The sequence below is a fragment of the Gymnodinialimonas sp. JB5-7 genome (assembly GCF_055693405.1).
Genome location: NZ_JBVFUX010000006.1, coordinates 1 through 20,785, shown reverse-complemented (window position 1 = coordinate 20,785; position 20,785 = coordinate 1). Strand labels below are relative to the sequence as shown.

The following is a 20,785-nucleotide window of genomic DNA, read 5'->3' as shown; positions in this document are numbered from 1 at the left end:
GTATGAGGCGGCGTGCAATCGCGATGTATCGGCGCTACGCGACTGGGTGGATCTGTGAGCGCTGCGGTTCAGTCATGCCAAGCTGGAAGAGGGTGGACGCACGGTTTTGCCGTGAGGCTTGCCGAAAAGCTGCTGCACGGGATCGAAGAGCACGGAGGCGCACATGGCAATGAAGCCCTCCCACATCAAAGGGTCAGACCTTGCCTTTCTGCGCACGGCTTCTGGACAGACGCAGGCCGAGTTGGGCGAAATGATTGGCTGTGGCCGCCACGCTGTCGGCTATTGGGAGGCAAAGGGCATTGTGCCGCTGGCTCATGGCGTTCCTGCCCGCATCGCTGCGCAATTCAGCGATTTCCGGCGGTATTTTCGTGATCCAGCCAAGCGCGCGCATCTCGGGTCCGTAGTTCCGCGAAATACTGTCCAGCATGGAAAGCAGCGGCCAACCTGTGGCGCAAAGACCCGGAATGGCCACCACTGTCGTGCCAAAGGCGAGCCAGGCCGCAAACGCTGCGAGCTGCACGGGGGCCTTAGCACTGGCCCGCGCACTCAAGAAGGTCGCAATCGCATTTCTCTTGCTCAGCAGCAGCGATGTGCTGAATGGCGGGAGGCTAAGGCAATGCACAGTATCGGGGATGCGTCATGAAATCCGGCATCCCTCCAGTTGGTCCAATCATGAGTTGGTTTTGAGGTTTAACGGAAAATCGCGCTGAATGTGCTTAGGCCGCATCGGCGGCGACGCTGCACAGCAACTCTGTGCGCGAGAGATGACCGCTCAAATAATTTTCCATTGCTCTTTCGTGCATCGCACGTGGTGCGCCGCCACAACGGCTACATCCCTGTATAGCTGTCCACCAATAGCGTGCTTACCAACTCCAGATACGAGATTTGGGCGAGAAACCGCTTACGCAAAGGTTAACTTAAGACTTCATTAACACTCATTGCCGACACTTCCTTTTGCCAATAGGGAGAATGACCATGACCCCAGATACTTCCATTCTAGAAAAGCTGCTTGTCGCGGAAACCGCAGCGGAGCGGCGTGGTTTTACGAACACCAAGAGAGCGCTTACTGAGATGATTGAGATTGAACGCCGAAGCCTCCTGGTTCGCGGCACGGGCTTTTATGTTGCGCCCATCAACGGAACCACAAATCCGCGCCGCGCGGTTTCTAAACGTTCGTTAGGGGATTGTTAACCACGCGTCGGCATCCTCTTCGCTATTGTATGGGGAAGAGATATGACGAGAAACACAGACGACGTGTTCCGTGCAATCGCTGAACTCGCGCTCGAATGTTCAAGCGAACACGGAATAGACAATTCACTGAGAAGACTGGAACCCGTATTGAAGGGTTTGAGCGAAGACTCTGGAGTGAGCCTTCATTTGCTTCGGTCGCGGCTTCGACGGCAGATAGTGGCTCTGAATCCATCATGCGTCGTTGCTTGCAGTCCGCTCCCGAAATCGGGCCGAGCTGGCGAAACAGCGCACGATTTCCTGAGGAACGTCCACTAGGCGTTCAAGCAGGCGAACGGGCCTTGCTTTACCTGCTAGTGCGGGCGGTTCCAGGAGGCGTGTTCTACTCACTCATGGGAACGCTCGCTGTTGTCCCTTCCACGAGCTACTGGCACCAAAATTCCGGCCCATCAGGCCAATACCTTGCAAGCTCTTTACGAACGAGTATGTCGCCAACGTCTTCGCCGTTCACATATAGGTTTGCCTGAACTCTACCGTAGCGGTCGGCTTCTCCCAACGTTTGGATCTGCCAGCCGCTCGTGTTCAGCAATTCAACCAAGCGTCTGGAAGCCCCTCGAGCCAAATCAATCTCGGTGAAGCCGCCACAGGCATTTGTGTGCTCTTCCGGTGTGTCGAACCCAGCAAGGCATGGGTCTACGTCGCTTGGCGAATGCGTTTCACCGTCAAACGCAAGTATAGCGATCGGTTCCGTTACAACACTGGATCGTCGTTGCTCCAAGAGCGGATAATGAAACGAGAATGGCCGAGGCAAAGGCAGTATCCAATCCCTAGGGCAAAACGATACTCCCAGACCAGTCGCACGCTGACTAGTCTCAAGAATTGTCAAGCCTTGCGCTTCATAACAAGATTGCAGGGTCGCAATTGAATGCTACGTTAGCCATAGTCTAGAGGCGCTCTAGAATCTTGGAACCATTTTCTGTGCTTCGGAGGTCGCTTCTGCGACTACACGAACGCAAAATCTCTAAGTGAACACATGGTCGCATTCTCAAATACTTACGCTATGTGCCTTTCCGCAGAAGCTGAAACGCAAACAGCGAAACACTCCCGAAGCCAATGGTACCCTTCAGCCAGTTCCACCCGGAAAGAATACCTCTGATCTGCGGTCGTCTACAGAATACGGTTCTGCATCCACTTGATTGGCACAAGGTTATAGCCCTAGTCCCATTGATGCGACAGACGCCTTTAAAATGGCTGGGGTTTGCACAGTGTTATCTCGACCGGTCCACCATGCGCTCTGATCCGTGTTGCGGTAGACCAACCGGTCAGCAAAAGCTCGTGAATGGATACATCAAACTAATATTCTATGGTAATCCGGACAGCATAGGTAGTAACTTCAGTTGGTGTTTTCGTGACTCCGTGCACTCCGGGTTCTGCCGGTCAGGCACACCCGAGCTAAAGACTATATTCGATGGCGTGATTTTGCATGCAGCGATCGTAATTCATTCCTATGGTTTGAAATGAGAAGTTCCATAATTGAGTTCAATCTTGTGCTAGCCGCACGGTATGCCTGAGGGCACGAGCATAGTGCGCGCACAAGGATTTAGGATTGCTCCGTCCAAATTAAGAAAAACATGAGCGCGCTGCCGAAGGGCGCCGCATTGGTGTTCGCTTGGACAGCTTTAGACGGGCGAAATCACGTTGAATTTACTCAATTTCTTTCCTGTCCATTAAGATAGCTTTCGAAGGGTCAAAGCTGTAGTTACTATTTGCATTCTGAGGGCAAGGTAAGAGAAGTTCTTTTTGAGGCAAATTAGGGAAATGGAGGCTCTAGCGGCTCATGAGCTGCTTGAGAATGGCAACACGGCACACGCCACAGCAGCAGTAGTAGCTAGTCGCTTTCCAGACGCGTCAGCTTTGGAGATCTGCTTTGCACTTTGCTCGGTCGCAGCGAGATCTTGAAGCGCCAATCATCAATCACCCCAAATTAGGAGTGCCATTGCCGCTTGCCATCTATCGGACAGCTACCACCATTGCCGCTGATGTTTGCTTTCTTCAGACCTCACAACAGAGTCACGTCTTGGCATGGCAGTTGGCTGAGTACTGGAGCGCAAGCGGCGATGAGTTTTTTGTTGCGTCCGCCATATGATGCCTGCGCTTCTTTTGGAGTGTCAAAACCCGCTAATTGCCCTAGAAATAGGCAAGCGTGAGAAAGCAAGTCCCAGGCCAGTTTTTTGCTCTTGTGGCAAAAAACCTGCGGCTCCTTCTGCGACGCGAAATCTGGTGAGGCCGCGGTAACGAAATCGAGCGGCGTCTTCTGCATCTCCGCACCACCTGGTCACAGCAGGCTGGACAAAAGGGCTCGCGTTTGGCGCGATGCCCATCACTGAGAAGGCGGTACGCATCCGCTCCCTATATACTCAAAAGTAGTACCCAGGGCGAATGTACGGAGTTTGTTAACACCGCTGTAAACACGATGCGCTACTTCGATGACCTCTTCAACGAGACGGCTTCCCAGAGTGAGAATGACCTTGGGGGCGCATTCAACTGTCAAAAGATGGTCTGGTAGATCGCGTACTACGATACACCAATGCCGGCCGTGAGTATAGAATTTGCCAATGACGCATTCACGTATCGGGCTTTAACCAACATCTTCACCCAGTGACACTGATAGTGCCCACAAAGATACGTCGCCCGCCCGCCAGGCGGTGTATCTAGATAAGAGGACATGGTTTACAAAAGCCTTCAGAAACCCCTTCAACAGGTTTCCATCCTCCATCGCTTTGCCCAATTTTGAACATCTGGTACAACCTGTAGAAGGTCTAGCCCTTGGTCAGCGAAACTGAGGGTGTGATGATGACTGTTTATGAGATCAACGCAATTGAGTCGACCGGTGCTTTTTCTACCGACGGCCATTTCAACGTGAATATTTTGCCTGGTGCGAATACAGGTGAGACACCTTGGGGAGGGAACGATGGTAATCCGCTTGGCGCGCCAACGCAGGAAACTCTTAATGCTCTTTCTGAGTTCAGAGTCGAATACACCAGGTTTCCGGCTGGTCAAGAAAAAGAAGCGTTCTCAGAATACGGTATCGTAATTAACGGACAGTTAAGTGATTTTCTAGACGAATACCTTTCGTATGCTCATGAGCATGGCATCAAGGTAAGCCTGGTCGTTCCAGTTGAAACACTGGAGCCATATGGAGGCGTTGGCGAAGCAGAGCTTTACGACCAACTGGCAACGATGTCGCAACTGATCGGTGAACAGTATCCCGGCACTGTGGCGTCATATGAACTCGGCAATGAATACTGGATCAAGAGGGAGCCGGGCGACGAGACGCGTGAAGTAGACTATGGAGCTGGTGCCGCCCAGGCTGCAGTCGCGCTCAAGTCTGGCATGGACGCTTCGGGCGACAGCGCAGCTATCCTAATTCAAGCCTGTGGAAACCTTGGGGAAGTTATGGAAATGACATCGGCACAGCGAATGCAGCAATTCAAAACGCTTTTGAGCAAGTTGCTGATCCGCATGGTCTGATCGACGGCATCGTTAGAAACTTCTATTGGCGGGATTCCGACCAGGGTAGCTTCCAGGATGATAGTGGAATCTTTGCTGAAGATCGTGGGCTTAGTGAAAATCTCGACGGAGGCGAGTCGGCAAATTGGGAAGAATGGGTGGGAACCGAGCTTTTGCGAGTTGTCGGCGAATTCAACATTAATCGTAACATGGCCCTAAGAGGTGATGAAGTTGATATCGGTATTCACGGGGCATCCTTTATATTGGAGCACTACACAAACCTGGTGGAGGCAGAAGTAGATTTCTCGTTCGCTTGGCCGATCATCCATAGTACCCAAAATGCGTATCTCAACCGCCATGAGGATATAATCATCGAAACTGTGAACGGCTACGACGTCGTCGTTAACAGCACGCGCGCGGCAATGTTCGACATTCTTGGTGAGGTAACCGTTGGCCTGGAGCTTTTGAATACTGATTGGACCGCGACTGAGGGTGCGCAAGATCTTGAGCTTACTGTTTTCAGCAGCTTATTGCAGCCTGAGGAGATGCCGCAGAGAAGCGAGATCTTTATCAGCTCTAGAACTTCAGAGGCTGGCGTCTTCTCGGTAGATCTTTCTTCGGTTGTAGATGAAAATGCGGAACTGTTTGCATATATTGTCGGGTATGCGCAAACCGGAGGTAATCACCGTAACGCCGAGCTGCGCACAGTTGATCTTGGTTCAGCTTGGATTGACGGCACTCTCGAAGTCTTTTTGAACCCTTACGAGGTGCTGCACATTACGTCTGTCGAGACAATCGACGAGCCTAGTACTTCCCCTGTAGAAACCGTCAACGAAATCTTTGGTACTGCGGCCGATGACTTTCTCCTTGGCCTGGAAGGAGCAGACTCCATCTCTGGCGAAAACGGAGATGATGTTTTGATTGGTGAAGGTGGCAACGATTTTATCGAGGGTGGCGACGGTGATGATACTATCCTTGGCAGTTTGGGCGACGATTACATTCGTGGTGAACATGGAGCAGATGTGCTCGACGGAGGCGAGGGCAACGATACAGCGATAGGTGGGGACGGTGCAGACACCATACTTGGTTACGGCGGGCGAGATGAATTGGAGGGTGGCGCGGGCCAAGATTTTCTGGTCGGAGGCATTGGTGAGGACACGATTCTAGGTGGAAACGGCAACGACCGGATACACGGCCAAGAGGACAACGATTCTCTCATGGGAGGAGTCGGTAACGACACTATTTTTGGCGACAATGGGTTCGACTTTCTCCAAGGAGATGCCGGTCAAGATTTGTTGATTGGTGGCGGAAATAGCGACTCTCTGCGCGGAGGAGATGGTGCCGACGAACTTATCGGTGATTGGGGGTTTGACACGTTGGATGGTGGTGCCGGAAATGACACCCTCAACGGCGGGTCGGGTGCTGACGTTTTGACCGGTGGACTTGGAGACGACTTATTTTATTTCGACAATTTCGACGATCGCCTTGACCGGGTGACAGATTTCCAAGTTGGTGAAGACCTACTAGTGTTCAATTCAGGGGGTTTGGAGGAGAGTTCAACGGAGTGCAGTTCATCGCATATGACGGTGGCGTTTCCACTGTGGTACGGTTCCTTGATTCCAATGAAATAGTTGATAAATCTCTTGGCGGTATTGTATTGGATAGTGTCGACCATAATAGTATTGACGCAAGTGATATACTAATCTTCTAAATTCAATTGGTGATTTTTAGCGTCGCAATTTTTTCAGCGCTGCTTCGTGAAGGCGTTTTGCCAGTTGCCAATATGCTACTATGCGCGCAGGTTTCTTGGCCCTGTATAAAGCGGTAGGGTCAATTTCTATTGCTTCTTCTTCCCTTGATCCAAAGAATCTCTTCGAGGTGATCCAAGGATACATCCAAAACAAATGGCAAAACCTCCAATGCAAATTCAGAGCCTTCAGATGCCAACCTTGCAAAGAAACGAAGCTTCTCTATTAGTCCTTTTGGAGTTTTGGGGGTGCTCCCCGCAATCTCAGTTTCCAGTTCCTCTAGTTGATGAAGGAAACTATGAATTCGTAGCTCGGACAATTCAAGTTGCTCAAATTCGTATTCACTGATGTCCATATGTACGACCGAGGGGCGGTCTGGCTCCGATTTTTGAAATGTGCTTGCAGGCAAACCAACCGCGTATTCGCTCTTTTCGATTTGCTGAGGTTGGGTCATATTTTGCGGCGAAGAGATGGCCTGTTCAACCCCTTTGGGCGTCACCGTATCATTTACCGGAACCAGGCAGTCGTCGCTGTTGCTTGTGGCGACTCGGCCAACTCTCTGATGGTGCTTTGCGATGCATGCGTACGCGTCCGTTACTTTTTTGGTTTCCTCCGCATACCTAAGTCGCAACCCAGCGTGCTCGTTGATCAGCTCGCTGATAAGCTCATTTCGTGAGTTGTTTGCAGCTGGAGACCCTACGACGTTTGCCGTTCTCGGTGGTCTGTCGTCCCAGTTAGCCATGTCTTTTACCCGCTTTTTTCTTAGATAACGTCAGACATAGTAAAAATAGTGTTAACGCGATCACCTAGAACTATGGAAGCCTTACGCAGTTTGATGGGAGTGCGCAGCGACGATTGGAAAAATTGGGAGGTCGCCAGTCCCACCGGACCAACCGCCTTGCTTGCAAATGTGCACAAGGCAACCAGTGAGCCAAGGGCTCATCTGGCCAGCCTTTGATACAGTTTCGGTTTCAGTAAGTTGATAAGTTTAGTGACTGCTCAACCACGTGATGACGTCAAAGAATTAAAGAAAAGCAAATGCATCGGACAATTTCGGATCTGTAGTGACAAAGAGTTCAGCTGCACGTAGTTGCGCTGTATTTCCGCTAATCCAACTGAGAGACTATGGTTGCCGTACGAAACCAGAAGGACGGTGAAATATGGTGTAATCCGCAATGGTGCGTCGATCACCTGTTAGGCGCGTGCTGTTTACGGATGGTGTTAGGGTGCAGGAAACAGGATGAAGAATGCGTCATCGCCCCTATGCCTCGGCGGCTTACTGACGATTTTCCAAGGGCAATAAGGAACAGTGTAGACCTTAGCCACTAAGAAAAAACCCGCATGGAAGAGGCGAATGTATAGCAGTCATGTGTTCGTGAGTTGCCCGAACTTTCAAGGGTTCCGTTTTGCCCCACCCGCTGTTTGCTTCCGTGTCGATTGAAGGCAACTCGCGACACGGTCACCAAATAACGGAGCGCAATGCCGTGATTGCAACCCTCGCTGCGGTAAGGCGGTTAGCTTAACGTCCCTTCCCAGCTTGTGGCGTTCTCCAAGGCGAACTCCGAGACTGACTATCTTGCGGCAGGCCAACAGATCCTCTCTGCAGCTCGCTTTTGGAGGGTTAATCCAAGAGTTGTCGGTCGAAGTTGATTTGTAAACCGAGCCGATGGCGCCGCCTTCTGGGAGCAAATGCTGGACATCTTCTTTGTCTCCTTGTCTCGAGTGTTTCACAACTGGTGCGATGAACCGATATTTTGGCCGAAAAGGATTACCAAATGTAATCTTGTGTCGTCACTTGGAGCACGGCCAAATGCTCGAAGGAACCACCGTTAGAATGAGACAACTGCGCAACACAAGTTGTCTTAACTGCAGCTTCCATCGGACTGTTTTTCTTTTCGCATGCGAGAAGCAACGCCTCTGTCGTTGCTAAAAAAGGGCTGATCATCGACCGCTTCTATTGGAGAGAAGCTCTAAGAACAGGCCGGTGTTGGATGATGCGATTTTGCATGCCATATGGTGGCACTTAGACATCCGCAACGGTGTCGACAGCGTCAGTGAAGATGCATGTGTTACAGTGCTTCGACATGCCGGAGAACCAAGTGGGCATAAACGCGGAACTACGTTTGAGTGAAGCCTTTTGGTGTAACGAAACTTATTCTTGCGGTCCGTGCAATTGACACAACACTCGTCTGACGTCTTGTCGTGTATCAAGCACCCGCCGTTTCTAACTTGGGTTTTCGATTTGGCGGCGCATATCAGCGGCGCGTTAACCAACGTCCAAAGAATAACGGATTCAAGCAGTGTAGTATGCTAAGGGTCTTATGAGGTTCAACTTGCGAGACTCTTATCATGATTGGCATTCTTGGATTCTTGCTTCTGGGTATGGGAATTTCCCTGATGCTGCCGGACGGCTCTGAGGACGGCGGTTCGGATTTGGGAGGCGATGCCAACTCGGATGAGCCTTCTGTAGAAACTGACGACAGCGCTGTGTCGCCTGATCAGACTGACTTACTTGATCTTTTGCCGGGAGGTTCCGGTGATGTGGCGATTGACGAACCATGCGTTGATATCATCTCGGGGCCAGGGGCAGCGGATGTTGTTGTTGCTGACGATAGCGAAGCAGATAACAACCGGACCGGCACATCGAATGCTCCATACGAAAACGACTTCGATCTTGAAGCGTTTGAGTCGGTCGAGTTCGCGCAAGACACCGACAATGAGATCGTTGGCACAAGTGGAAGCGACCTGATTGTAGGAGGGGGTGCTTCTGATGCAATCGCCGGCTGTTCTGGTGATGACTACCTATACGGTGGGGAAGGATCCGATACTATTTTGGGAGGAGACGGTAACGATCTGATTGTGGCGGTCTCAAACCCATACCTTGGAGATGAAGCTCCTGCCTCTGAGCTATACGGTGACGATGGAGATGACACGCTCATTGGCGAGAACGACGACCTCTTGGTCGGGGGAAATGGAACCGATTTTTTCTATGTTTTTTCTGATGATGGAGCCACTCCCACGACTGCAAGAATTGCTGATTTTGACGCTTCAGCTGAGTCTTTGCTGATAGAAATGAGGGATGACCAAACTGGAGGCGAGCTTCATCTCGATGTTCGGCCAGTAGAGTACGGCGTCGAAGTGGTCGTGAACGGAGTGCCAGTTGTCTTTTTGGAGGAGTTTCTCAAACCGCTGAGTTGGATATTAGAGTGGCAAGCGTAGCTTAAAGCACAGGATTTTTTCTTGAATGACCAAGCTGCTCAAAGTGTCTCCTGCTCTTGGGCAGCCACATAGCTCGAGAAACCCACCTTAGGTATGAAAAAATGGCTGAGCTTGAACATTTCGACTGACCTGCCCCGCTTCTAGTACGCGTTTTTCAGTGAGCGTAGTTCGCGGTTCGATCCATTTTTGGCCGTCGATAATACTCCAACGGGATTAGCCTTTCGAGGCTTGAAATTGGGCGTTGGTGATTGTAGCCAGCGCGCCATGCCGCGATCATACATACGGATCGGGACAGCCAGTTGATGCCTTTTGCCTGGACAGATCGAATACAGCTATCCAGCTTCAGGATCTCAATGGATGGTATGTAGCGCCGCTTGGACAACGATTTCGTGAAGCTGCTCTGACGGTCAATGAAAAAGGACCGTATTTTTGCACGCCTAAGATTCCGAATTAGTAACTCGCGCTTGGATCATCAATTGGATTGTGTCTTACGATCACAAACCTTTCCACGGTGCCCTTTGCCGTAGCCGGTCCGCGGTGGCGTGCTGGTCAAAGAAAACGCCATACTGCGCGATCAATTACGAGCAGATGGCAGCAATAGACATGTTAAATGCTGTCCAAGAATTAGAGAAAAGCTCAGTGATAGTGGCACTCCCCAAATGCTGGCGTGGGCTAGTTAGCACGACTTAATGCAACATAATCTCAACAGTAGGATGATCAACCGCCGATACGTTCAGCAGCTTAGCGTATTCGTCTACTCCGAAGAAAACCTCTATACCCGAGCCATCAACAGCGTCTCGAAGCGAAGTAACACTTGCGACATCTTCGTTTGACGGGTTGATCACATTGAGTGCAAGACGGTCGCTCGTAACGTCGAAATCGGTAACGACAGCTACTTACGACCCTTTGAGCTTAAACACGGTGACACTGAAGTTATCGTTTCCTGCCCCGCCCACTGCTGTGTCATTCTCAACTAAGCGTGGCGTGTCGTTGCCATTTCCACCGTAGATAACGTCTTTTCCGTACCCGCCCCTGATTTCGTCATCTCCGCCTCTGCCGAGTACGGTATCTGAGCCAGTTCCGCCAAGCAGTGTATCATCGTCGGCGTCTCCACTGATCAGATCATGTTCGCTGCCACCGAGAATCCTGTCAGTGTTTTCGCCCCCTCTAAGGTGTCGCTCCCACTGTTACCGGTTAGAAAGTCTTTGCCAGCGCTGCCAAGCAGCGTGTCATTTCAACCTCCACCGTTCATTTGGTCTGTACCACGCAACCCTCGAATAAGGTCGCTTGCAGCGCCTCCTGAAATACGATCATTAAACTGACCTCCGATTAATGTGTCTTGTCCGGTTCCACCGGACATAAAGTCGTTTCCTGTTCCACCCGACGGAATATCGTTTCTTGGGCGTCCGGATAGCGTGTCGTTGCCAGATGATCCGCCGATTGTTTCGTTTCTGGCCTCACCTGAAAGGTAGTCCGCACCGGAGCCAGAGGTTATTGAATCGTTGGCGTCTCCTTCGAGCACATTGATCCCCACTTCGGATTGAATAGCGATCGTCTCATCACCAGCGAACGTGAGAATATCTGATGCGAACTCGTCGTTAATGAAGACGCGATCATTGTCGTCCCCGTATGGTGCGTCCGGTGTATCAGTTTCATCGTTGTCGTCTCCGAAAAAAACAAGCGAAGCCGTAAAGCTGAGAAGCAGCAACGAGAAAACAGTTAGCAATGGAACGTCGCCCCCAGTGCTTGCGTCGGAGGCCAATGCTGAGGGCAACGGCCCGCAAATTAAAGTTACGTAAGGTCTTTCTTGAAAATTTTGCTACGGACCTTTTGGGTCACCTAATCACTTTGCATTGCAATTTGATAACGGGATCATTAGAAGCGCGCACTCACCAAGTAGAAGGGGAGAGGTCTACAGCATAGCTGTGACTACAACCAAGCAAACCTAAATTCATCTGAAGCGTCGAAACATTGGTCAAACGAACAAGCGTTGGATGACCGGCTGAGTGTTGGCAGCGAAGGCGAAACGTCATAGCCTTTTCTTGTATTCTTGCTGGTTTCTTGGCTGTGAGAGAAACAGATGTCCAATCGGTTGTCGCGTGCGGGGGCTCCATCCTCCAAAGCGCCAACAGTTTGAGCCTCTTTTCTGCTACGTCTTCTTGTTTACCTAGCATACTGAACTCCATAGTGCAGGACGAGAAACGGTACCTAAACGGAATTAAGTATCTACTAAGCTCTCGTTGTGAATGAGGGAGCGTGGGGGTGGATCAATCAAACCGTTCTAGCTTTTGCGTCGGTTTGTTCCTCGCCGGGCAGTCTTGGATGATCTTTTGCAAGTGGTTGAAGGCGGTATTTGCTCTCTATCGCGCCTCGTTTTGGGCCTCTTATGCCCCCAACTCTGTGGGGGGCATTGTCTCGAGAGGCTACGAGCTCATAGCCGAAAAAATGTGACGCAAGGCTCGTCTTCGTTTTCGTGGCATGTCTCTCCCCTCTCTCTCTCTCTCTCTCTTGAGATGCACAGTCGATGTCACTTACGGCTGAGGCGAAATGCCATTCCACGATTTTGGTTCGATTACTGCTCGAAGAAACCAGGTGAGAGACCCAAGCCACCAAACAAGTCAGCATAATGAGTTTCGCGCTCACGGACATCTGCGCCATCGATGTCAAAGAGAAAACTGATCTCCGTGGACAAAACAGGCCGATTTCTTCGCGGATTTTACGTGAATGGCTCTGAGGGAAGGCCACGAGGTCTATCGGTTGCGCACGCATTTTCACATTCTTGAAGCTGCCAAAGCAGATCTGATTGTTATGATTTCACCTTCTCTAAACGAGTTAGTTTTATGAGTGACTCCTTAGTGGCTTTCACGCGCAGTCCCGGCACTGATGGATGCCTGTTGCCACACTTGTCTTGGAGTGAATGGGTTCAGATATTGACTATAGAAAAGTCTAACCACGCAGACGAACTCGATAACTTTCGGCGCCGCAATGCGTGGCTTTTGTGGTCAGTGCTTCTTTTCAGCCTGTTCGTAAACGTGCTGATGCTCACCGGTCCGCTGTACATGCTGCAGGTATACGAACGTGTATTGGGATCTGGCAGCGAAGAAACGCTTCTGGCTCTCACGGTCCTCGTCTGTTTCCTGTTCATCATGATGGGCCTGTTGGATTTCGCACGTGTTCGTGTGGCCGCGCGATATGGGGCGAAGTTGCAACATTCATTCGATGCACGGATCTTCCGCGCGGCGCTGTCGCGGGCGCAACGCACGGGTCAGACGCAAACAGCCTTGTCGGATTTGGCTTCTGTCCAGCGTCTTACCTCATCGCCCGTTTTCATGGCCGTGTTCGACCTTCCTTTCACGCCGCTCTTCATAGCGGTCATTTTCATTTTCCACCCATGGCTCGGCTGTTTGGCGGTCGGCGGCGCTGCTGTGTTGGTTGTGGTAACAATTCTCAATCGTCAGTCGACGGCGAAGCCGCTTCGTGAGGCCGCTGAGACAGGTCGCCTCGCTGACCGCATGGCCGGTGAGATGCAGTCGCAGGCGGAAGTCATACGTTCCCTTGGCATGCAGGACGCGGCTTTCTCGCGGTGGCACGATCTGCGCAAGCGCGCGTTGAATGTCTCCATGCGGGCGGCGGATAAGGTCGGCGGCTTCTCTACGTTATCCAAGACACTGCGTCTTTTCCTGCAATCTGCGATCCTCGGTCTGGCGGCGCTGTTGGTATTGCGGGGCGAGCTTAGGGCAGGGGCCATGATCGCAGGATCCATCCTGATGGGCCGCGCATTGGCGCCGATTGATCTTGCCATTGGGCAATGGTCGATGATCTCGGAGGCTGCACGTGGCTGGGGTCGGTTGCAGGGCTTGCTGGCGGATGAACCCGTACCGTCTCCAAAACTGGACCTGCCCCGACCGAAAGCGGCGCTCGAAGTGGCAAGCCTATCGGTCGTACCGCTCGGGGCGAGCGCACCGACGCTCCGGGGCATTTCGTTTCGGGTAGAGCCCGGAGAAGCGGTCGGCGTGATTGGCCCGTCTGGCTCCGGTAAATCCAGCTTGGCGCGTGCGATCACAGGTCTATGGCAACCGTCGGGCGGGTCTATCCGGCTTGACCGAGCGACCCTCGACCAGTACGAGCCAGATCGGCTTGGAAATCTAATCGGATACCTCCCGCAAAGCGTTTCGCTTTTTGACGGGACGATTGCACAGAACATTGCCAGGCTTGAGGCCTCTCCAAATGCAGAGGCCATTTCGACGGCAGCGGTGGCGGCGGATGCCGATACGATGATCCGAGCCCTTCCGGATGGCTATGAGACGCAGGTCTCTGGGATGGGGCCGATGTTGTCGGGCGGGCAGGTCCAGCGCGTTGGCCTGGCCCGTGCGCTTTATGGCGATCCCGTTCTGCTCGTTTTAGATGAGCCGAACTCGGCCTTGGACAGCGCGGGCTCAGATGCCCTCAACAAAGCCGTACACGGCATCAAGGAAAGGGGCTCGCCGTTATCATCATGGCGCATCGCCCGAACGCCATTCAGCAGTGTGACAAGCTTTTAGTGCTCCGCGACGGAATCGCCCAGGCCTTCGGACCACGGGACGAGGTTTTGGCGCGTGTTCTGAAGAACACGGCGGATGTGCGATTGGTATCCGACAATCCCGGCAGAGGTGGACTGATATGAGCGACGCCGACACAAATTGGTCCGTAGCGGGCCCGATGCGGCTTGGCTTTCTGTCCCTGCTTGTTCTCGTTGGCGGCTTCGGAACCTGGGCTGTGACAACAACTCTGTCGGGGGCCGTTGTGGCAGCTGGACAGGTGGAAGTGGACCTCAATCGCCAGGCCATCCAGCATCCCGATGGCGGATTGGTGGCTGAGTTGCTCGTCGATGAAGGCGACCGTGTTGAGGCGTGGCAAGTCTTGGCCCGGTTGGACCCGTCAGAGCTGCAGACAGAACTCAGGGTCGTCCAAACCAACCTCGCCGAGGTCCAGGCGCGCAGGGCCCGGTTGGAAGCGGAGCAAGATGGCCGCGAAAACGTCATCTTTGTGCCTGAGCTCATAGCAATTGCTGAAAATGATCCGGGGATTGCGGACCTCTTGGCCGGTCAACAAAATCTCTTTGCGGCACGAGCCGAGACAACAGCGCGACAGATGGAACAAGTGCGTGGGCGCGTAACACAGATCAATGCCCAAGTCCGCGCGCTTGAAGCGCAGCAAGACGCGCTGGCAGGCCAAGTCGCGCTTGTCGAAGAGGAATTGGAGCGGCGGCAAGCTTTGCTGGACAGCGGGGGCGGTACACGAGAACCAGTGGTCCGATTGCAGCAGGAACTTGTTCAACTTCAGGGTTCCGCTGGGGAAGTTGCTGCGGGCCAAGCTGAGGCCGCAGAACGGATCATCGAAAACGAACTGGCCATCCTGCAGCTTCAGACGGAGCGCCGTGAACAAGCGATCACCGAGCTTCGCGAAATCCGCGTCACCGAACAGGAGCTGACCGAACGCGCCAGCAACCTCGCCTCACGTATCTCGCGGTTGGACCTCCGCGCGCCGGTGGCAGGACGTATCCATGGTCTGACGATTTTTGGCGAAGGGTCGGTTTTGCGTCCCGCCGATCCCTTTGCATATCTGGTGCCCGAAGGACGGCCGTTGGTAATTTCCGCGCGCGTTCCCGCAATCGACATCGACCAGGTGTTTGCAGGCCAAGAAGTCACAGTGGTGTTTCGGGCCTTCAATCAAAACGACCTCCCACAAGTTACTGGCCTAGTAAGTCAGACCTCAGCGGACGCGTTTGTCGATGATGTCAGTGGCAACAGCTTTTACCGCGCTGAAATTGTTCTGCCAGAAGATCAGGCAGCACTTCTCGGGGATCGCGTGCTTGTGCCCGGCATGCCCGTAGATGCATTCATCCAAACCGAAGAGCGCACACCAATGACGTATCTGATTGAACCGTTTACGGCGTTTATTGGACGGGCGCTTCGCGAGAGCTGACGGCGCAGTCCTTACATCTGTCGTCAACCGGACAACCCCTATGGTGCTGTTAGACGAAGCTTTATTGAGATAGGCAGGGTGCTTTTCTAATCTTGGCTCGAGAGCAAAGGATTCCCGTTCAAATCCTTCAAGACGAGCCCAGAGATCATCCGCCTGGCGGTGATGCTCCATGTCCGACTTCGACTTTCACTCCGGAACGTCGGGGATCTGCTTCATGAACGTGGAGTGGAAGTGTGCCACGAGACTAACCGATACCGGTGGCAAAAGTTCGGCCCCATGTTTGCGTCCGAGATCAAGAAGCGGTAGGTCGAAGGCTTGAAATCAAGCAAGTGGCGTTGGCACTTGGACAAGGTTTTCATGAAGGTCGCGGGCAGGACGCACTATCTCTGGCGAGCCGTGGATCACGAGGGCTAGGTGCTGGAGAGCTATGTCACCAAACGGCGTGACAAAAAGGCAGCGCTGAAGTTCTTAGGAAAAGCAATGCGCAAGTATGGGCAGCCTGAAGTGTTTGTGACCGACAAGCTTCGCTCCTATGGCGCTGCACTCAAAGAGATTGGTGGCATTGAAAGCCAAGAGACCGGGCGTTGGGTCAACGATCGGGCTAAGAATTCGCATCTTCCGTTTCGACGAAGAGAGCGAGCAATGCTCCGGTTCCGACGAATGCGAAGTCTACAGAAGTTTGCCTCCGTCCACGCCTCAGGTTCCAACCACTTCAACCGAGACTGCAGTCTCTCAAGTCGAAACAACATGCTGCTGAGCCGGACCGCTGCTCTGTCCAAGTGGCGGGTCACTTGTGCTGAATAAGTGGCGGTGACTATTTCCTAAGTGACACTGAAACGTATTCGTCTGACGTCACACTTTCAACGTGCTATAGGTTCAAGACCCATCTAAACTATTGAGGCCGCAACCGAGCTTCGATGCGGTTCCGCAAAGTGCCGAAATCCTGCATATGGATGCGTTCCGAAATGAGCAAAGGCGAGCGTCGAAGCCGCGTCCAATTCTGATTAGCCATCCACATCGAATTGCTACGTGCAAGTCGCATATGGCAGCGATCAAACTTTAACCCAATTTTAACGCTTTCGGCTCAATGTTTTTATGCGTGGCCTTTCCTATATAGTGAGCAAGGACATGTACCCACAAAGGCGTTTGGCAGAGCGCCGCTTCCGCAGTGTGCACCCCGTCATGGCAATTGGGCCTAGCGGGGTGCTTTGGAATCGGTTGGAAGCACCGCCTAGAAGCCTCTCACCTTCTTGGCTGGACCTAAGCATGTCGCCGTCCCCCGAAAAACCGTCGGCCTGCAACTATGCGCTACTGCCAAGATGCAGAACGAACGTAGCCCCTGGATGACCTGATATGAGCCCCTCGTTACTCTGTCGCGGAACGAAGGGCCACCCTGAACGAACGCGTCCTGGGTCAAGAGATGGCCCTATTAGCGGGGGCGAAGTACAAGTAGCCTCCCACCCGACAACCATTAATGCCCATATATCCCTTACATCTTGTGAAGCGTGCAATTTCTCTTCGGCAGGTGTGCAAAGCTATGACTTTCAATTGGTCTTGCGTTGTAGAACCAGAGGACTGCCTTGCGGCTTTGTTAGCTAGCTTTCGTGAAGGCGCGCACTCACCGTCAACAGCAACTTGCGTAACCACGCGTTGCGCCCTGAATGTTCATACTTCCTATGCCAAACCAGTTCATATTTCAGCTTCGGCAATGCGAAGGGAATAGGGCAAAAGTCCAGTTCGGCAAACGCCGCCTCATGGAGTCGCCGTGGCATAGTAGCTACCAAGTCCGTGCCGACCATCAAATCGGCCAGCATCGAGGCAGTCGGGGCCAGCAGGCTATAGCTCCGTTTGAACCCCTTTTCCTCGAATGCGGCTTCCACAACACTCTTGGTGTGGCCGCCGAAATCAACCGCAGCGTGCGACGCATCAAAGTACTGTTCGATGCTCGAAATAGGTGATCTCAACTCTGGGTCGAAGAAGATCACAAGCTCATCGTGACCATAAAGACAGCTTTTCAGGGTCGGCGAATATCGAAGACCAGCAACTGCAATCGCCACATCGACTTCGCCTTCTGTCAGCATCGCTGTGACCTTACTGCGAGGGGCTAACCTTCGAATGTGAAGACTTGATCTTGGCGCAACAACTCGAAGCTCCGCCCGTAGTGCCCGCATGTCTTCAACTAAAGCAGGTGTCGAGATTGCGATTCTTAGTGGTCTCGTTTCTAGTGTGGAGTCGAATTTTTCTGGCGCCGACAATCCTTCAAATTCAGCGATGATCCTTTGAACCCTTGGCATGATGGAAATTGCCTTTTCGGTTGGAGAGATACCTCGACCCGCTCTCACGAAAAGCTGGTCGCCGAGCGCCGAACGAAGTTTGTCCAAGGTGTGGCTCACGGTCGATTGGTTAAGGTCCAGTGATCCCGCAGCTCGACTCACCGAGTTGAGTTCAAAAACGGTCACGAAAACACGTAGCGAATGGGCGTCCAGCCGGTATATATCGATTTCTCGCATACGAAATTACCTTCTCATCGATGGATTGGATTTTCCGTAGCTGTTAGTCTCGACCGCATCAACCCAAGCCAGCTTTCAAGTAGGTCGGGTTCCACTCTGCAGAGACGCGGCTCGCTCGTAGTCATTGGAAACACCTCACAACCTTAAAAAGGATTTGTGCCATGCCGGTTGTGCCATACTTCCAACCCTTGATCCGAGTTAAGACCGGAAGCTTCGAGGGATTGGAAGCGTTAGCGAGATACCACCGCGGTGGACGTGTTTTCGCTCCAGCGAAATTCATGAAGTGCATGAAAGGCAACTCAGAACGAGAGGCGTCGTTTGATTGGTTGATGCTCGCGAGAGTGCTCGAGAATTGCAGGGACTGGATTGCAGAGGGTGTGCCGTTTGAGAGCGTCGGTTGGAATGTTGGAAGAAGCTGCCTGCGCTCAGACACTTTCATTGAAAAATTAAAATACTGTTTGGCAAGCACTAAGTTGAGCCCGAAGGCATTAGCCATTGAGATAACTGAAGCAGCTTTGACGGGCCATTCCTATGAAAAGAAGTTGTCCAACATTGAAGCCGCTCAAGCACTCGGTTGCAAAATCGCGCTTGATGACTTTGGGACTGGTGGATCTTCTCTCTCCATTCTCCGTGACGTGCCGTGCTCGGCGATCAAGATTGCCGGAGAGTTCGTCGACGAGGTTTTAACAAGCTGGCGAGTGGCCACGATTGTTGAAGGTGTTGTAGAGGTTGCCCATTCGCTGAGCGTTCTGGTCGTAGCAGAGTGTGTGGAATCCGAGCCTCAATTCGAAGCAATCAGTGCACTCGGATGTGACCTTGTTCAAGGGCATTTCCTTTGCGAACCAGTACCTGGCTCAAAGGTGCCTAACCTTTTGGACGCTTGGCAAAGCAGGAACCAACCTGAAGGACTCAATGCTCTGCCATAGCCGTTCGGGCACTCGACCTTCCTCGTTGGATTTTCGGCCACCCTCGGGTGAGCAGGTGTTACAAGTGTAGCGGAAGGATGAGTGAAACTGACGTTCCAAATTTGGTGCTCTCAATTTCCACCTTCCCGCCACTTTCCGTTGCGAAACCACTTACCATGGAAAGCCCAAGGCCAGTTCCTTTCCCAGGTTCCTTCGTGGTGAAGAATGGATCAGAGACACTAGCTAGAATTTCAGGCGGAATGCCTGACCCTGTATCAAACATGCTCAAGATAGCATACTTGCCCTCGCCCGGCACACTTTCACTCACTTTTGTCCGAGAACCCATTGTTTCACTTATCGCTATGCTGGCGATGATGGTGCCGTTAGCTTCAATGGCATCTACTGAATTCTTCAAAAGGTTCAAAAGCGCAGCCGACAACTGTCGGTGATCGACTTCAATCATCACCGGGTGCGGTAATTTGGTGACATCAAGCTGGATGCGTTCGGGTACCATCGTTTGGCCAAACGCTTCTAAATCCTCCAGTGCTTTGTTGGCATCCATCTTGGACGATTTTGAAGGTGCCTTGCGGGCGTAGATCAGTAGCTGTTCAATTACGCCCTCGGCGCGCTCAGCGGCACGTAGAGCTTCTGACATCACCTCTCTCCGCTCACTGGCCTCATGGATTTCGCTAAATAGCTCAAGATTTCCTTTGATGACTGTAAGTGCATTGTTGAAATCATGGGCAACGCCACCAGCCAGCTTGCCGATAGCGGACATTTTTTGTTCGTGTGCAAGGTTTGCGGATGCCTGGATGATTTCAAGGCGTCGATGATGGGCACCAAGCATCGTCACGGAAATGAAGATGATGGCAAACAACGTGACCATGACGACGCCCGCTTGAACAATTGGATCGTCGCTCCTTTCAATGCATGCATATGAGATGTAGGCAAGCGACGTTCCAAATATGGCAACTTGTGTGAACACGAGCCACCTCGACCGGTCAGCCCGGCGAACATGGTACATTGCCGTAATCACAAAAACTATCATTCCGATGAGCATCAGACTCGGGTCGTCGTTTGCGGCCAACACAGTTGGAAGCCATAGAAATGAGATTTGCACGGCAATGAAGAGCAAGCCTCCGATAACTGCATCCAGCTGAGATGCCGCTTTCCTGCGTAGCGTAAGAAAGGGCCATTGTACTGCGTGGAAACCTGCAAAGATCAGTACCCAGAGAACTGGAGCAAGCCACCCAGTGTATAGCTGGAGTAGTAGTGCACCCAAAGGCACACCGAGACCGCGCAATAGAATGTCAACAGGATCACCGTACTCAGCCTGGTACAATTCTTCCAGTTCGTCACGGGGATCGATCAAGTCTACGGGATGCACGGCTGTTGCGTTTTTACTATACTCATTGGCAACTTAGATGTGCACTTCCAATTGCGGTAAGCAAGCCCTTTCTAATGAGCGGATCGATTGGTGCGCTGTCCTAGCAGGAGCATGGCCTTGTCAGAGGAACATCGTTTGAGCGGGGCAGGGCTGTCTCGTAGCTTTCATGGATGACCAAACACGCTCCATTCAAGTACTTCAAAACCAGTCACGAGATCATCCGTCTTGCCGTGATGATGTACGTTCGTTTTCCTCTGTCGCTTCGGAACGTCGAAGATCTGCTGCATGAGCGCGGTGTCGATGTGAGCCACGAGAGCGTCCGATAGTGGTGGCTTCGGTTCGGCCCGATGTTTG

General features: G+C 52.4%; 14 protein-coding genes and 4 pseudogenes. 9 read left to right on the top strand and 9 right to left on the bottom strand.

Annotated elements, in window-relative coordinates; genetic code table 11:
• The first annotated feature begins 163 nt into the window (after nt 1–163).
• Entirely contained in the window at nt 164–643 is a 480-nt protein-coding gene (locus tag ACZ1HK_RS05995; RefSeq protein ID WP_472627927.1) for an HGGxSTG domain-containing protein, read from the top strand.
• 969 nt (nt 644–1,612) lie between these two features.
• Here ACZ1HK_RS05995 and ACZ1HK_RS05990 read toward each other — a convergent pair.
• Complete coding sequence (locus ACZ1HK_RS05990; RefSeq protein WP_472627974.1) at nt 1,613–1,966, bottom strand: thermonuclease family protein; 354 nt, start codon at nt 1,964–1,966, stop codon at nt 1,613–1,615.
• 1,281 nt (nt 1,967–3,247) lie between these two features.
• Nucleotides 3,248–3,508 carry a hypothetical protein gene (locus tag ACZ1HK_RS05985; RefSeq protein WP_472627926.1) on the bottom strand — a complete coding sequence of 87 codons (261 nt, stop codon included), beginning with the start codon at nt 3,506–3,508 and terminating at the stop codon, nt 3,248–3,250.
• Between the two features lie 506 nt (nt 3,509–4,014).
• On the opposite strand from ACZ1HK_RS05985, the gene ACZ1HK_RS05980 reads away from it, so the two are divergent.
• Entirely contained in the window at nt 4,015–4,719 is a 705-nt protein-coding gene (locus ACZ1HK_RS05980; protein ID WP_472627925.1) for a hypothetical protein, read from the top strand.
• 137 nt (nt 4,720–4,856) lie between these two features.
• Nucleotides 4,857–6,329 carry a calcium-binding protein gene (locus tag ACZ1HK_RS05975; RefSeq protein ID WP_472627924.1) on the top strand — a complete coding sequence of 491 codons (1,473 nt, stop codon included), beginning with the start codon at nt 4,857–4,859 and terminating at the stop codon, nt 6,327–6,329.
• Nucleotides 6,330–6,528: 199 nt separating this feature from the next.
• On the opposite strand, the gene ACZ1HK_RS05970 is transcribed toward ACZ1HK_RS05975, so the two are convergent.
• Nucleotides 6,529–7,188, bottom strand: a complete 660-nt coding sequence (locus ACZ1HK_RS05970; RefSeq protein WP_472627923.1) for a hypothetical protein — start codon at nt 7,186–7,188, stop codon at nt 6,529–6,531.
• Nucleotides 7,189–8,795: 1,607 nt separating this feature from the next.
• Between ACZ1HK_RS05970 and ACZ1HK_RS05965 the strand changes: the two genes are divergently transcribed.
• Nucleotides 8,796–9,665, top strand: coding sequence for a calcium-binding protein (locus ACZ1HK_RS05965; protein ID WP_472627922.1), 870 nt, complete (start codon nt 8,796–8,798; stop codon nt 9,663–9,665).
• Nucleotides 9,666–10,561: 896 nt separating this feature from the next.
• Here ACZ1HK_RS05965 and ACZ1HK_RS05960 read toward each other — a convergent pair.
• The 4 genes and pseudogenes from ACZ1HK_RS05960 to ACZ1HK_RS05945 all read right to left on the bottom strand — a co-directional run bounded on the left by ACZ1HK_RS05960 (nt 10,562) and on the right by ACZ1HK_RS05945 (nt 11,391).
• Nucleotides 10,562–10,756, bottom strand: coding sequence for a hypothetical protein (locus ACZ1HK_RS05960; protein WP_472627973.1), 195 nt, complete (start codon nt 10,754–10,756; stop codon nt 10,562–10,564).
• Nucleotides 10,739–10,819: pseudogene (locus tag ACZ1HK_RS05955) on the bottom strand (hypothetical protein); the annotation flags it as partial. The pseudogene ACZ1HK_RS05955 and the gene ACZ1HK_RS05960, both read right to left, overlap by 18 nt.
• Nucleotides 10,783–10,890 (bottom strand): hypothetical protein, encoded by a 108-nt coding sequence (locus ACZ1HK_RS05950; protein WP_472627972.1) that lies wholly within the window; start codon nt 10,888–10,890, stop codon nt 10,783–10,785. The pseudogene ACZ1HK_RS05955 and the gene ACZ1HK_RS05950, both read right to left, overlap by 37 nt.
• A 9-nt stretch (nt 10,891–10,899) precedes the next feature.
• Complete coding sequence (locus tag ACZ1HK_RS05945) at nt 10,900–11,391, bottom strand: calcium-binding protein (RefSeq protein WP_472627921.1); 492 nt, start codon at nt 11,389–11,391, stop codon at nt 10,900–10,902.
• 1,294 nt (nt 11,392–12,685) lie between these two features.
• On the opposite strand from ACZ1HK_RS05945, the pseudogene ACZ1HK_RS05940 reads away from it, so the two are divergent.
• From ACZ1HK_RS05940 to ACZ1HK_RS05930, 3 genes and pseudogenes are all read left to right on the top strand, one after another.
• Nucleotides 12,686–14,328 (top strand): annotated as a pseudogene (locus ACZ1HK_RS05940) (type I secretion system permease/ATPase).
• Nucleotides 14,325–15,629, top strand: coding sequence for an HlyD family type I secretion periplasmic adaptor subunit (locus ACZ1HK_RS05935; protein ID WP_472627920.1), 1,305 nt, complete (start codon nt 14,325–14,327; stop codon nt 15,627–15,629). Before ACZ1HK_RS05940 ends, ACZ1HK_RS05935 begins: the two are co-directional and overlap by 4 nt.
• 144 nt (nt 15,630–15,773) lie before the next feature.
• Nucleotides 15,774–16,433, top strand: a pseudogene (locus tag ACZ1HK_RS05930) (IS6 family transposase).
• Nucleotides 16,434–17,224: 791 nt separating this feature from the next.
• Here the strand turns inward: ACZ1HK_RS05930 and ACZ1HK_RS05925 are convergent.
• On the bottom strand, nt 17,225–18,139 hold the full coding sequence (locus ACZ1HK_RS05925) for a LysR family transcriptional regulator (protein ID WP_472627919.1): 915 nt from the start codon (nt 18,137–18,139) through the stop codon (nt 17,225–17,227).
• A gap of 161 nt (nt 18,140–18,300) precedes the next feature.
• Here ACZ1HK_RS05925 and ACZ1HK_RS05920 point away from each other — a divergent pair, with 161 nt between their 5' ends.
• The gene (locus tag ACZ1HK_RS05920) at nt 18,301–19,065 is read left to right on the top strand and encodes an EAL domain-containing protein (RefSeq protein WP_472627918.1); all 765 of its coding nucleotides are present in this window, start codon (nt 18,301–18,303) and stop codon (nt 19,063–19,065) included.
• Between the two features lie 58 nt (nt 19,066–19,123).
• Here the strand turns inward: ACZ1HK_RS05920 and ACZ1HK_RS05915 are convergent, their stop codons facing one another.
• A complete protein-coding gene (locus ACZ1HK_RS05915) occupies nt 19,124–20,416 on the bottom strand; it encodes a sensor histidine kinase (protein WP_472627917.1) in 1,293 nt (430 codons plus the stop codon).
• A 185-nt stretch (nt 20,417–20,601) separates the two neighbouring features.
• Between ACZ1HK_RS05915 and ACZ1HK_RS05910 the strand changes: the two are divergent.
• A pseudogene (locus ACZ1HK_RS05910) lies at nt 20,602–20,754 on the top strand (IS6 family transposase); the annotation flags it as partial.
• Nucleotides 20,755–20,785: the final 31 nt, after the last annotated feature.

Excerpts from the sequence above, each read along its gene's own strand:
- ACZ1HK_RS05965 (WP_472627922.1), top strand. The coding sequence starts at position 8,796 with ATGATTGGCATTCTTGGATTCTTGCTTCTGGGTATGGGAATTTCCCTG.
- ACZ1HK_RS05995 (WP_472627927.1), top strand. The coding sequence starts at position 164 with ATGGCAATGAAGCCCTCCCACATCAAAGGGTCAGACCTTGCCTTTCTG.
- ACZ1HK_RS05935 (WP_472627920.1), top strand. The coding sequence starts at position 14,325 with ATGAGCGACGCCGACACAAATTGGTCCGTAGCGGGCCCGATGCGGCTT.
- ACZ1HK_RS05970 (WP_472627923.1), bottom strand. The coding sequence starts at position 7,188 with ATGGCTAACTGGGACGACAGACCACCGAGAACGGCAAACGTCGTAGGG.
- ACZ1HK_RS05925 (WP_472627919.1), bottom strand. The coding sequence starts at position 18,139 with ATGCGAGAAATCGATATATACCGGCTGGACGCCCATTCGCTACGTGTT.
- ACZ1HK_RS05985 (WP_472627926.1), bottom strand. The coding sequence starts at position 3,508 with ATGCAGAAGACGCCGCTCGATTTCGTTACCGCGGCCTCACCAGATTTC.
- ACZ1HK_RS05920 (WP_472627918.1), top strand. The coding sequence starts at position 18,301 with ATGCCGGTTGTGCCATACTTCCAACCCTTGATCCGAGTTAAGACCGGA.